The 12,069-nt window shown below is 74.2% G+C and carries 14 protein-coding genes; 9 read left to right on the top strand and 5 right to left on the bottom strand.

All coding sequences use genetic code 11. The features are described from left to right. Together Q7T52_RS05590 and Q7T52_RS05595 are read left to right on the top strand one after the other, a co-directional pair. On the top strand, positions 1-275 hold a 275-nt coding region (locus Q7T52_RS05590), incomplete at its 5' end, for a CoA transferase subunit A (protein WP_304800214.1). Then, entirely contained in the window at positions 272-916 is a 645-nt protein-coding gene (locus Q7T52_RS05595) for a 3-oxoacid CoA-transferase subunit B (protein ID WP_304800216.1), read from the top strand. The genes Q7T52_RS05590 and Q7T52_RS05595, both read left to right, overlap by 4 nt. A 6-nt stretch (positions 917-922) precedes the next feature. On the opposite strand, the gene Q7T52_RS05600 is transcribed toward Q7T52_RS05595, so the two are convergent. Next, on the bottom strand, positions 923-1,258 hold the full coding sequence (locus Q7T52_RS05600) for a TfoX/Sxy family protein (RefSeq protein ID WP_304800218.1): 336 nt from the start codon (positions 1,256-1,258) through the stop codon (positions 923-925). A gap of 72 nt (positions 1,259-1,330) precedes the next feature. Here Q7T52_RS05600 and Q7T52_RS05605 point away from each other — a divergent pair, with 72 nt between their 5' ends. The 3 genes from Q7T52_RS05605 to Q7T52_RS05615 are packed head-to-tail and all read left to right on the top strand — an operon-like array spanning position 1,331 to position 4,546. Beyond that, a complete protein-coding gene (locus Q7T52_RS05605) occupies positions 1,331-2,068 on the top strand; it encodes an SDR family oxidoreductase (RefSeq protein WP_304800220.1) in 738 nt (245 codons plus the stop codon). 7 nt (positions 2,069-2,075) lie between these two features. Beyond that, positions 2,076-2,966: an RNA polymerase sigma factor SigJ gene (sigJ, locus tag Q7T52_RS05610; protein ID WP_304800222.1), complete on the top strand. Its 891-nt coding sequence runs from the start codon at positions 2,076-2,078 to the stop codon at positions 2,964-2,966. 35 nt (positions 2,967-3,001) lie between these two features. After that, positions 3,002-4,546 (top strand): amino acid permease, encoded by a 1,545-nt coding sequence (locus Q7T52_RS05615; protein ID WP_304800224.1) that lies wholly within the window; start codon positions 3,002-3,004, stop codon positions 4,544-4,546. Here Q7T52_RS05615 and Q7T52_RS05620 read toward each other — a convergent pair. From Q7T52_RS05620 to Q7T52_RS05635, 4 genes are all read right to left on the bottom strand, one after another. Further along, positions 4,515-6,908 (bottom strand): ABC transporter permease, encoded by a 2,394-nt coding sequence (locus Q7T52_RS05620; protein WP_304800226.1) that lies wholly within the window; start codon positions 6,906-6,908, stop codon positions 4,515-4,517. The two genes, Q7T52_RS05615 and Q7T52_RS05620, sit on opposite strands and share 32 nt — an antisense overlap. Beyond that, positions 6,905-7,717: an ABC transporter ATP-binding protein gene (locus Q7T52_RS05625; protein WP_304800228.1), complete on the bottom strand. Its 813-nt coding sequence runs from the start codon at positions 7,715-7,717 to the stop codon at positions 6,905-6,907. Before Q7T52_RS05625 ends, Q7T52_RS05620 begins: the two co-directional genes overlap by 4 nt. 85 nt (positions 7,718-7,802) lie before the next feature. Further along, positions 7,803-8,468: a response regulator transcription factor gene (locus tag Q7T52_RS05630; RefSeq protein ID WP_304800230.1), complete on the bottom strand. Its 666-nt coding sequence runs from the start codon at positions 8,466-8,468 to the stop codon at positions 7,803-7,805. Beyond that, positions 8,465-9,610, bottom strand: a complete 1,146-nt coding sequence (locus Q7T52_RS05635; RefSeq protein ID WP_304800232.1) for a sensor histidine kinase — start codon at positions 9,608-9,610, stop codon at positions 8,465-8,467. The genes Q7T52_RS05630 and Q7T52_RS05635 overlap by 4 nt, the downstream gene beginning before the upstream one ends. Before the next feature lie 77 nt (positions 9,611-9,687). On the opposite strand from Q7T52_RS05635, the gene Q7T52_RS05640 reads away from it, so the two are divergent. From Q7T52_RS05640 to Q7T52_RS05655, 4 genes are read left to right on the top strand one after another with little or no spacing between them, the layout of a single operon-like run. Further along, complete coding sequence (locus Q7T52_RS05640; RefSeq protein ID WP_304800234.1) at positions 9,688-9,840, top strand: hypothetical protein; 153 nt, start codon at positions 9,688-9,690, stop codon at positions 9,838-9,840. Beyond that, entirely contained in the window at positions 9,837-10,295 is a 459-nt protein-coding gene (locus tag Q7T52_RS05645; protein WP_304800236.1) for a RidA family protein, read from the top strand. Before Q7T52_RS05640 ends, Q7T52_RS05645 begins: the two co-directional genes overlap by 4 nt. Further along, on the top strand, positions 10,292-11,164 hold the full coding sequence (locus Q7T52_RS05650; RefSeq protein WP_304800238.1) for an NUDIX hydrolase: 873 nt from the start codon (positions 10,292-10,294) through the stop codon (positions 11,162-11,164). The genes Q7T52_RS05645 and Q7T52_RS05650 overlap by 4 nt, the downstream gene beginning before the upstream one ends. Continuing rightward, a complete protein-coding gene (locus tag Q7T52_RS05655; protein ID WP_304800240.1) occupies positions 11,161-11,976 on the top strand; it encodes an MBL fold metallo-hydrolase in 816 nt (271 codons plus the stop codon). The genes Q7T52_RS05650 and Q7T52_RS05655 overlap by 4 nt, the downstream gene beginning before the upstream one ends. Positions 11,977-12,069 lie beyond the last annotated feature (93 nt).

Below are 12,069 nucleotides of genomic sequence, written 5' to 3' on the forward strand. Positions count from 1 at the left end.
TGGTCCGGGCGTGGAAGGGCGACCGTCACGGCAACCTCGTCTACCGCGACTCCGCCCGCAACTTCAACCCGCTCGCCGCCATGTGCGGACGGGTCACGATCGCCGAGGTCGAGCACCTCGTCGAGCCGGGCGAGCTGGACCCCAACCTGGTGCACACCCCGGGTGCCTACGTGCAGCGGGTGGTGGCGCTGACGCCGGAGCAGGCCGCCGACAAGCGCATCGAGAAGCGCACCGTGAGGGTCTCGACAGGCTCGACCACCGAGGGGGACGCATGAGCTGGAATCGGGAGGAGATGGCCGCGCGTGCGGCCGCCGAGCTGAGTGACGGCTCCTACGTCAACCTCGGGATCGGGCTGCCCACGCTGGTGCCCAACTACGTGCCCGACGACGTCGAGCTGGTGCTGCAGTCCGAGAACGGGGTGCTGGGCACCGGTGCCTACCCGTTCGAGGGCGACGAGGACGCCGACCTGATCAACGCCGGCAAGGAGACCGTCACGCTGCGGCCGGGGGCGTCGTTCTTCGACTCGGCCACGTCGTTCGGGATGATCCGCGGCGGCAAGATCGACGCCGCGATCCTCGGGGCGATGCAGGTCAGTGCCGCCGGCGACATCGCCAACTGGATGATCCCCGGCAAGATGGTCAAGGGCATGGGCGGCGCGATGGACCTGGTCCACGGCGCCAAGCGGGTCATCGTGCTGATGGAGCACGTCGCGCGCGACGGCGGCCACAAGATCGTCAACGAGTGCTCGCTGCCCTACACCGGGCGCGGCGTCGTGCAGCGCATCATCACCGACCTCGGCGTCCTCGACGTCGTCCCCGCCACCGAGGGCAGCGGACTGCGGCTCGTCGAGCTCGCCCCCGACGTGACCCTCGACGAGCTGCGCGCCAAGACCGAGCCGGAGATCCTCACCGACTGAGTCCGTTCAGCCCTTCGGCGGGAGCGTGCGTACGACGGCCACGCCGCGGGCGACCCAGCGATCGAGCGCCTCGTCGTCGGCGACCCCGTCGACCGACACCCGGACCCAGGTCCGCGACGTCCGGCCGCCCATCACCATCGGCTCGACGTGGTCGTGCTCGAGCAGCCCCGCTCGCTCGGCGTCGGTCACCCGCACCATCAGCCCGCCGCTGCCACTGACGCAGACCGTCATGTGGCCGTCGACCATGAACGCCAGGCCGCCGAACATCGTCCTCTCGTCGGCCGGTCCCTCGGGCGCGAGGGCCTCACGGACCCGCCCGGCCAGCTGCTCGTCGTACGCCATGGCGCCATGTCACATCCTGCGGGGCTGTCTCGTCCACCCTCCATGAGCGAGAACAGCGAGAGGATGCGGACCATGAGGATCGCGGTGGCCGGGGCGACGGGCGTCGTCGGACGACACGTGGTCGACGTGGCCACCGAGCGCGGGCACGACGTCGTCCCCCTGGCCCGGTCGGTCGGGGTCGACCTGACGACGGGCGCCGGGCTCGTGGCGCGGCTGTCCGGGGTCGACGCGGTCGTCGACGTGACGAGCGTGCCGACCCAGGACCGGGAGGAGTCGGAGGCGTTCTTCGGCGCCGTGACGCGCTCCCTGGTCGCCGCCGAGTCGACCGCCGGGGTCGGGCACCACGTGGCGCTGTCGATCGTCGGGATCGACGACGTGCCCAGCGGCTACTACGCCGGCAAGCGGCTGCAGGAGCGGCTGCTCGCCGAGGGTGACCAGCCGTGGAGCGTGCTGCGCGCGACCCAGTTCCACGAGTTCGCCGAGCAGGTGCTGCACTTCGTGACGGTCGGGCCGGTGTCGGTGGTGCCGCGGATGACCAGCCAGCCGGTCGCCGCCCGCGAGGTCGGCGAGGCGCTCGTCGACCTGGTCGAGGCCGGCCCGTCCGGCCGCGCCCCCGACCTCGCCGGTCCTGAGGTGCTGCCGATGCACCGGCTGGCCCGGCGGGTGTCGCGGGCCCGGGGTCTGGGCCGGCTCGTCGTCGCCGTACCGGTGCCGGGCGCCGCCGGCCGCGGCATGAGGGACGGGTCGCTGACGCCCGGCGACGCCGGCGTGCGCGGGCGCACCACCTTCGACGCGTGGCTCGGCGCGTGAGACCGGCATGAGCGTCGAGGCCCTCGCCGAGGAGTACGCCGAGCACCGCGCCCGGCTGGTGCGCGTCGCCTACGCGATCCTCGGCAGCCGCGCCGAGGCCGAGGACGTCGTCGCCGACTGCTGGCTGCGCCTGGTCGCGGCCGACGAGCGGGAGCCGGTGCGCGACGTGCTCGGCTGGGCGACGGTCGCGGTGTCGCGGGCCTCGATCGACGTGCTGCGCTCGGCCCGGGTGCGACGCGAGGCCTACGTCGGCCCGTGGCTGCCGGAGCCCGAGGTGCGCGCTGCGGACCCCGCCGCCGACCCGGCCGACCGGGTCACCCTCGACGACACGGTCCGCTACGCGCTGCTCGTCGTCCTCGAGCAGCTCACGCCGGCCGAGCGCACGGCGTGGGTGCTGCACGACCTGTTCGAGCTGCCGTTCGACGAGGTGGCCCGGGCGGTCGGACGCAGCCCCGAGGCCGTGCGCCAGCTGGCCCGCCGGGCTCGCGCCCACGTGGTGGCCGGCACGCCACATGTCGACGTGGACGCGTCGACCCACGGCCACGTGGTGACGGCGTTCCTGACGGCTGCTGCGGGTGGCGACCTGGCCGGCCTGGTGTCGCTGCTCGACCCCGCGGTGGTGCTGACCAGCGACGGCGGTGGGGTGGTGAGCGCCGCTCGGCGCCCGGTCGTCGGGCCCGACCGCGTCGCGCGCTTCATGGCCGGGATCGCGAGCAGGCCCGGCGCGGCGTCGTACCGGCCCGTCGAGGTCAACGGCCGCCTGGGACTGGCCGCGACGAACGACGGCCGGGCGTTCGCGGTGCTCTCGTTCACCGTCGACGACGGGCTGGTCACCCGGATCGACATCGTCCTGGCACCGGACAAGCTGCCGGACCGGGCGGCACGCCCGATCGGGTGAAGTCGGTCGGACCCCCGTGGGTGGAGGTTCGATCGGTGAGCCTCTTCCGCACCAAGTCGATCGAGCAGTCGATCCGTGACACCGACGACCCCGACACCAAGCTGCGCAAGGACCTCAGCGCGCTCGACCTCACGGTCTTCGGGGTCGGCGTCATCATCGGCGCGGGCATCTTCGTCCTCACCGGCACGGTGGCGGCGTCCAACTCGGGGCCGGCGCTGGCGTTGAGCTTCCTCATCGCCGCCGTCGCCTGCGGGCTGGCCGGCCTCTGCTACGCCGAGTTCGCCTCGACGGTGCCGGTCGCCGGGAGCGCCTACACCTTCAGCTACGCCACCCTCGGCGAGCTGGTCGCGTGGACGATCGGCTGGGACCTCGTGCTCGAGTTCACCATCGGCTCCGCCGCCCTGGCGGCCGGGTTCTCGGGCTACTTCCAGACCGTGCTCGACATCGTCGGCGTCACCCTGCCGACCCAGGTCTCGTCGGCGAGCGAGGGCTTCGTCGACCTGCCCGCGGTGGTGATCGCGCTGCTCGTGATGGGCCTGCTGATCCGCGGCACCAAGGAGTCCAGCGCGTTCAACCTCGTCGTCGTCGGCATCAAGCTGCTGGTCATCGCCATCGTGATCGTCGTGGGGCTCACGCTCGTCGACGTCGGCAACTGGACGCCGTTCATCCCCGACGCCCAGCCCACGCCCGACACCGGCGACGGGTTCCGGCAGCTGCCCCTGATCACCAGCCTTCTCGGGATCGAGCCGGCGGTGTTCGGCCTCGGCGGTGTGATCGCGGGCTCGGCGGTCGTGTTCTTCGCCTTCATCGGCTTCGACGTCGTGGCCACCACCGCCGAGGAGGCCAAGAACCCCCAGCGCGACGTGCCGATCGGCATCCTCTCCTCGCTCGCGATCGTCACCGTGCTCTACGCCGCGGTCAGCCTGGTCATCACCGGCGTCCAGAGCTACAAGGACATCGACCCCAACGACGCCGCGCCGCTGGCGACCGCGTTCGAGGCGGCGGGCGTGACCTGGGTGCGCGACGTCGTCGCCGTCGGTGCGTGCATCGGACTGATCGTCGTCTGCATGATCCTGATGCTCGGCCAGAGCCGCGTCGCCTTCGCGATGGCCCGCGACGGCCTGCTCCCGCGTGGCCTGGCCCGCACCCACCCGCGCTACGGCACGCCCCACCGCATCACGCTGGTCACCGGGATCGTGGTCGCGGCGCTGGCCGGCTTCCTCGACCTCGAGACGCTCTCCAACCTGGTCAACATCGGCACCCTGTTCGCCTTCGTGCTGGTGAGCATCGGCGTGGTGGTCCTGCGCCGCAAGCGTCCCGACCTGCCCCGCGCCTTCCGTACGCCGGCCGCCCCGGTCGTCGCGACGCTGGCGGTCCTGATGTGCGTCTACCTGATGCTCAACCTGACCGGTGAGACGTGGGAGCGGTTCGTGATCTGGATGGCGATCGGCTTCGTCGTCTACTTCGCCTACGGCCGCCGACACAGCCGGCTGGGCCTCGAGGGCGACGACGGGGAGCGGGACGGATCGGGCGGGGCGACGGACGAGGTCAGTCCAGCGCCAGACCGGCCGCGGGACTGACCCGGGCCGCCCGCCGGGCCGGCAGCACGCAGGCCAGCAGCCCGGCGACGGCGGAGACGGCGACGACGACCGTGAGCTGCCCGACCGGCAGGACCACGGGAGCGTCCTCGACCACCGAGCGGACCATCGTCTGGATCCCCACCCAGGCGAACGTGACGCCGAGCGCCGTGCCGAGCACGGTCGCGACCACCGACAGCAGCACCGACTCCAGCGCGAGCGTCGCGCGCAGCTGGCGCCGGGTCAGGCCGATCGCCCGGAGCAGGGCGTGCTCGCGGCCGCGCTCCAGCACCGAGAGCCCCAGGGTGTTGGCGATCCCGATGAGCGCGATCACGACGGCGATGCCGAGCAGGCCGACGACGGCGGCGGTGAGGACGTCGAGCTGCTGCTCGACCCACGCGCGGTCGGCAAGCCCGTTCTCGACGGTGCCGCCGTAGGGCTGGGTGAGGGCCTGGAGGTCGGCCTCGAGCAGGTCGGGGTCGGCGTCGTCGTTCGCGGCGACCCACAGCGCGCGGGGCTCAGGTGCGTCGGTGAGCCGGGCCAGGGTGGCGGGCGTGACCAGGGCGACGTCACCGAAGCCCTCGCCGCCCACGACCTCGAGCCGGGCGCTGCGGTCGCCGACGGTGAGGGTGGTCCGGAGCGTGGCGGCGAGGTCGAAGGGGAGGAGCACCTGGCCGTCGTGCGGCGTCACGCCCGAGGCGTCGCGGGCGGTCGACGTGTCGTCGACGGCGAGCACGAGGAGCTCGCCGCCGCCCCGGGGGAGGGTGGCGGTGACGCCGTCGAGCGCCACGGCGCCGGCGACCTGGTCGCTCGCCCGGGCTTCGTCGACGGCGTCGGCCGGCAGCACGCGCTCGGTGGTCACGACGGCGTCGACCGGGTGCTGGACGTCCATCTCGTCGAGGAGCGCCCCGCGCGAGCTGGCCATGCCGGTGAGGACAGCCGTGGTGAGCGTGACGCCGACGAGCAGCGAGGCGGCGGTCGTGGCGGTCCGCTTGGGGTGACGGCGGGCGTTGCCGGCGGCCAGCCGGGCCGGAGTGCCCCCGAGGCGGGAGGCGACGCCACCGACGACGCCGAGCAGGCCCGGGACCAGCCACGGGCCGAGGACGAGGACGCCGACGAACGTCGCGACCCCGCCGGCCAGCATCGTCGGCACCGTCGTCGTCACCACGGCGGCCGCCAGGAGTGCGGCACCACCGAGCACCAGGAGCGAGCCGAGGGCCAGGCGCAGCCGACCGGCGCCGGACCGGACGTCGAGGTCGCCGTCGGGGCGCAGCGCCGAGAGCGGGTCGGCGCGGGTGGCCGAGCGGGTGGGCAGCCACGACGCCACCAGGGTGACGAGCAGGCCGACGACGAGGCCGCCGGCGTACCAGGCGGGGGAGACCGACGCCTCGCCCAGCCGGCTCTCCGGCCAGCGCGACGAGACGACGGCGACCAGGGCGCGGCCGCCGACCGCGCCCACGACGAGACCGACCGCGGTGGCGACGAGCCCGAGGGCGAGGGCCTCGGCCCGGATCGACCGCAGCAGCTGGCGACGGGTGGCGCCGACGCAGCGCAGGAGCGCGAGGTCGTGGCGGCGCTGGGCGAACAGGATCGAGAACGTGTTGGCGATGACGATGACCGCGACCACCAGCGCGATCGTGGCGAAGACGAGGAGCAGGATCGTCAGCACGTCGACGCCGTTGCTGACCTCGCGCTGCAGGTCGGCGACGTGGGTCGCGGTGTCGGCGACCTCGGCGGTCGGGGCCAGGTCGCGCGCGGCGTCGGCGGGTCCCGCCCAGGCCACGCTGTCGACGTACATCCGGTCGGCGAGGGGCCGCAGGTCGGGCCACGTCAGGTAGACCTGCCCGGCGACCAGGGCCGAGGGCGACTCGACGAGCCCGGTGACCGTGACCGTGGCGGCGTCGGGGCCCGACCCGACCTCGAGGACGTCGCCGACGGCGAGGTCGTGCTCGCGGGCGAGGCCCCGGTCGACGGCGGCCTCGCCCGGGCCGGTCGGGAAGGCGCCGTCGCTGAGCTCCTGCCAGCGCAGGGTCGGGCTGGTCGTGATCTCGCCGACCTCGGTGTCGCGGTCGACCAGGGTGCCGTCGTGCGTGACGGGCTCCTGGGTCCAGCCGAGGACGGAGGCCTCGGCCCCCCGGTCCGCTGCCCCGGTCACGAGACGGTCGACCTGGGTGCCGTCGACGAGGGTGAGGACCACGTCGGACCCGTCGTACGGCGCCCCGACACCGGCCGTCAGACCGTCGCGCGCCGCCGACGTCAGGCCGGCCGTGACGATCACGAAGGCGACGCCGATCACGACCGCGAGGGCGGCGGAGACGTAGCGGCGGGTGTAGGTGCGCAGCGAGGCGAGCAGGACCGTCGTCATCGCCCGTCACCCGGGCGCCCGGCGAGGGTGGCGACGAGCTCGTCGCGCGACGGGTCGACCAGGTGGGCGCGGACGGCGCCGTCGGCGAGCACGACCACGTCGTCGGCGTGGGCCGCGGCGTCGACCTCGTGGGTGACCATCACGACCGTTTGGCTGAGCTCGCGGACCGAGCGGCGCAGGAGCCCGAGCACCTCGGCGGAGGCGGCGCTGTCGAGGTTGCCGGTCGGTTCGTCGGCGAAGACGATCGCCGGCCGGGTGGCGAGCGCGCGGGCGATCGCGACGCGCTGCTGCTGTCCACCCGACAGCTCGGAGGGCCGGTGGCGCAGCCGGTCGCGCAGGCCGAGGACGTCGACGACGGCGTCGACGTGGGGTCGGGCCCGGGCCACCGCCCGGCGGCCGGTGAGCTCGAGAGGGAGCAGGATGTTCTGCTCCGCGGTCAGCATGGGGAGCAGGTTGAAGGCCTGGAAGACGAAGCCGAGGTGCTGCCGGCGGAAGAGGGTGAGGGCGGTGTCGCCGAGGCCGGCGAGCTCCTGGCCGGCGACGCTCACGCTGCCCGCGGTCGGGGTGTCGAGGCCCGCGAGGCAGTGCATGAGCGTCGACTTGCCCGAGCCTGACGGGCCCATGACCGCGGTGAAGCGGCCGGCGGGGAGGTCGAGGTCGACGCCGCGCAGGGCGTGGACGACGTGCTCGCCGCGGCCGTAGGTGCGGGCCAGGCCACGGGCGCTGGCGGCGGTCGCAGCGTGCTCGACAGGACTGTCGGTGGTCGGTGGGAGGGTCGGTGACAGCGGGTCGGAGAGGGGAGTGCTCATGACGACGACGCTAGGAAACCGGGACCCTCCCGGTCGTCAGGCGACGGGATGGTCCTGCGGTCGTCCGACGGGATGACCGTCGGTGTCAGACGAGGCCGATCTCGTGCGCCAGCACGACCAGCTGCACGCGGTCGCGGCACCCGGTCTTGGCCAGCAGCCGGCTGACGTGGGTCTTGACGGTGGCCTCGGCCACCACGAGCTCGGCGGTGATCTCGTGGTTGGACAGGCCGCGGCCGACGAGCACGAGCACCTCGCGCTCGCGGTCGGTGACGTCGCGCAGCCGAGGGTCGTGGGTGGCGGTGGCGCGGTCGGGCGCCGGTGACGACGCGGCGACGTGCTCGAGCAGGCGGCGGGTGGTGCTCGGGGCCACCACGGCGTCGCCCGCGTGCACGGTGCGCACGGCGGCGAGCAGGTCCTCCGGTGCCGCGTCCTTGAGGAGGAAGCCCGCCGCGCCGGCCCGGATCGCGGCGAAGGCGTGCTCGTCGAGGTCGAACGTCGTCAGGACGAGCACCCGGGGCGCCCCGGGCTGGGCGGTGACCAGGGCGGTGGCCTCGACGCCGTCGAGCACGGGCATCCGGACGTCCATCAGCACCACGTCGCAGGCGAGCGTCGCGAGCAGGTCGACGGCCTCACGGCCGTCGCCGGCCTCGCCGACGACGACCAGGTCGGGCTGGCTGTCCAGCAGCATCCGGAAGCCGGCCCGCACCAGCTGCTGGTCGTCGACGAGGACGACGCGGATCGGCTGGGTCACCACGGGATCGTCGCGCGGAGGGCCCAGCCGCCGCCGGGCCGGGGTCCGGTCTCGAGGGTGCCGCCGTGCAGGTCGACCCGCTCGCGCATGCCCGTCAGCCCGTGCCCGCCACCGTCGGGGGCGGCCGCGCCGCGGCCGTCGTCGGTGACCTCGATGGCGACGCGGTCGGTCACCGCGACCCGCACCCTCGGGCGGGAGCCGGGGCCGGCGTGCTTGCGGACGTTGGTGAGCGCCTCCTGCACCACGCGGTAGGCCGTGAGTCCGACCGCCGTCGGCACCGGCCGGTCCACGCCGCTGAGGTCGGCGGCGGCGCCGTCCTCGTCGAGCAGGGCCGGCAGGTCGGCGAGGCCCGGCAGCGGGTTGCGGCCGGTCGTCTCGTCGGCGCGCAGCAGCCCGAGCAGCTGGCGCATGTCGGTGAGCGCCTCGCGACCGGTCGCGCCGATCCGGGCGAGGGTCTCGGCGGCCACCCGGGGGTCGCTGCCGGCGGCGTACCTCGCTCCGTCGGCCTGGACGACCATGACCGTCAGCCCGTGCGCGACGACGTCGTGCATCTCGCGCGCGATCCGCGAGCGCTCCGACGCCGCGGCCAGCGCCACCTGCTGCGCGGCCTCGAGCCGGATCCGCTCGCTCCGGTCGACCAGCGCGGCGACGTAGGCCGCACGGGTGCGGCCGAGGGTGCCGAGGGCCCAGGGGGTGACGACGAAGGCCGAGACGGTGAGGAAGTAGGGCAGGAAGCTCCGCACCGTGAGCACGCCGTCGTAGCCCACGATCCAGTCGACCGAGGCGACCACCGCCGCCGCCTCGCCCACGCCGAGGGCGACGAGCCCGGCCGGGCGCGTCGAGAAGCGCGCCACCGAGTAGACCGCGAGGGGGAACGCCACCTGGGTGTGGAGGGGGGTGTCGGTCAGCGGCACCTGCAGCGCGCTCGCGAGCGCGACAGCCGTGAACGCGAGGTTCGGGCGCTCACGGCGCCACAGCAGCGGCAGCGCCTGCAGCGGCGCCAGCAGCAGGCCGATCCAGACCCCGGCGACGGCATAGAGCGGGACCGGCAGGACGAGCACCACCACGAGCCCTACGTCGAGGGCACGCTCGCCGCGGGCACCGAGACGCCACGGCTGCCGTACGCCGTCCGCCTCGTCCACCCGCCCACCGTAGGACGAGCCCGGCCGGGGAGGCGTCAGCCCACGGGATGACGCCGGCGCTGAGTAAGGTGCCAGGCATGACGACCTGGGAGTACCAAGTGGCGCCGATTCCGCTCCACAACGAGGCGCTGATGCTCAACAACTTCGGCCAGGACGGGTGGGAGCTGGTGGCGATCCACACCAACGCCCAGGGCGGTCTGGTGGCGTTCCTCAAGCGGGCCAAGGCGTGAGCACGCCCGAGGAGCGGCTGGCCGCGCTCGGGCACGCCGTCCCCGAGGTCGCCAAGCCGGTGGCGGTCTACGTGCCCGCCGTACGCTCCGGCCACCAGGTGTTCACCTCGGGCCAGCTGCCGGTGCGCTCGGGCGAGCTCATCACGACCGGCAAGGTCGGCGCCGAGGTGACGGCCGAGGAGGCCTACGCCTGCGCGCAGCAGTGCGCGCTCAACGCGATCGCCGCGGTCAAGGCCGAGATCGGCGACCTGGGGCTGGTCAAGCGCGTCGTCAAGGTCGTGGTGTTCGTGGCCTCGACGCCCGACTTCACCGGCCAGCCGGGGGTGGCCAACGGCGCCTCCGAGCTCCTCGGCGAGGTCTTCGGCGACGCCGGGGTCCACGCCCGCTCGGCGGTCGGGGTGTCCGCGCTGCCGCTCGACGCCCCCGTCGAGGTCGAGATCCTGGTCGAGGTGTGAAGATCCCGCTGCCGCCGGTGCCGCTGCCCGACGACCTGGTCGCGGTCGCGCGTGAGTACGCCGACGGCACCAGGACCCCGGTCGAGCCGCGCAACGCGGCGACGGTCGTGCTGATGCGTCCGTCGGCCGCCGACGTCGGGCCCGACGTCTACTACATGCGCCGGCAGGTCTCGATGGACTTCGCCGCCGGGATGGCGGTCTTCCCCGGCGGGGGCGTCGACCCCCGCGACTTCGACACCGAGGTGGCGTGGGCCGGCCCGACGCCGGCCGAGTGGGCCGAGCGACTGGGCAGCGACGAGGAGACGGCCCGGGCGCTGGTGTGCACCGCGGTGCGCGAGACCTTCGAGGAGTCGGGGGTGCTGCTCGCCGGGCCGTCGGCCGACGAGGTCGTCGCCGACACCACCGGCGACGACTGGGAGGCCGACCGGGTCGCGCTCGAGACGCGCGAGCTGTCCATGACCGACTTCCTGCTCCGCCGCGGGCTCGTCCTCCGCACCGACCTGCTCGGCGTCTGGGACGCCTGGCTGACGCCGGTGTTCGAGCCCAAGCGCTACCGCACCTGGTTCTTCGTCGCGGTCCTGCCCGCGGGCCAGCGCACCCGCGACGTGTCGTCGGAGTCGTCGTCGGTGGTCTGGCTCCCGGCGCGCAACGCCGCGGAGCAGGCCGACGCCGGCGAGCTCGCGATGATGCCGCCGACCTACCTGACCTCGATGGAGGTGGGCAGCTTCGCCACGCCCGACGACGTCCTCGCCGAGGCCGCGTCGCGGTCGGCCGAGATGTTCACGCCGTCGGTCGAGCCGCTCGGCGAGGGCTTCACGCTCTCGATGCCCGACCGGCTGCGTCCCCTGGTCGCGGAGCGCCGCCGATGAGCGAGCCGTGGGCCGGCGGCGAGTTCGGCGAGCGCGGGCACTGCCTGCTCGCGCCCAACCCCGGGATCATGACCCTCGACGGCACCAACACCTGGGTCCTCCGCGAGCCCGGCGCCTCGACCTCCGTCGTCGTCGACCCCGGGCCGATCGAGGACGGCCACCTCGACCGGGTCGACGAGACCACCGGTGAGGTCGGGCTGATCCTGCTGACCCACCACCACTTCGACCACTCCGAGGTCGCCGCAGCCCTCGCCGAGCGCAAGGGGTGCGCCGTACGCGCGCTCGACCCGGACTGGTGCGTCGGCGCCGACCCCCTCGCCGACGACGAGGAGATCACCGTCGGTGGCCTGTCGCTGCGCGTGGTCGCCACCCCCGGCCACACCGCCGACTCCGTCTCGTTCCTGCTGCCGACCGAGCGGGTGCTGCTCTCCGGCGACATGGTGCTCGGCCGCGGCACCACCGTCGTCGCCCACCCCGACGGCCGCCTCGGCCCCTACTTCGAGTCGATCGAGCGGATGCGCGCCCTGGTGACCGACGGCCAGGTCGCCACCATCTGGCCCGCCCACGGACCGGTCCTCGACGAGGCCGGCGCCGTGCTCGACTTCTACCTCGCCCACCGCCGCGAGCGCCTCGACCAGGTCCGCTCCGCCCTCGAGCAGCTCAAGGACCAGCCCCACCCCGAGGGCATCGCCGCGGACGAGCTGCCGCGCCGCGTCGTCGAGGTCGTCTACGCCGACGTCGACGAGACCCTGTGGGACGCCGCCGAGCTCTCGGTCCGCGCCCAGCTCGCCTACCTCGCCGAGCGGGGATAGTCGCCACCACGCGACGCCCTGCGCAGACGAGGGCCGAGCCCGTGACGGTCGTCACCGGCGTACCGGATCGCGAGATCGTCAGACAACATTTCC

This window comes from Nocardioides sp. (assembly GCF_030655615.1).
GTDB lineage: Bacteria > Actinomycetota > Actinomycetes > Propionibacteriales > Nocardioidaceae > Nocardioides.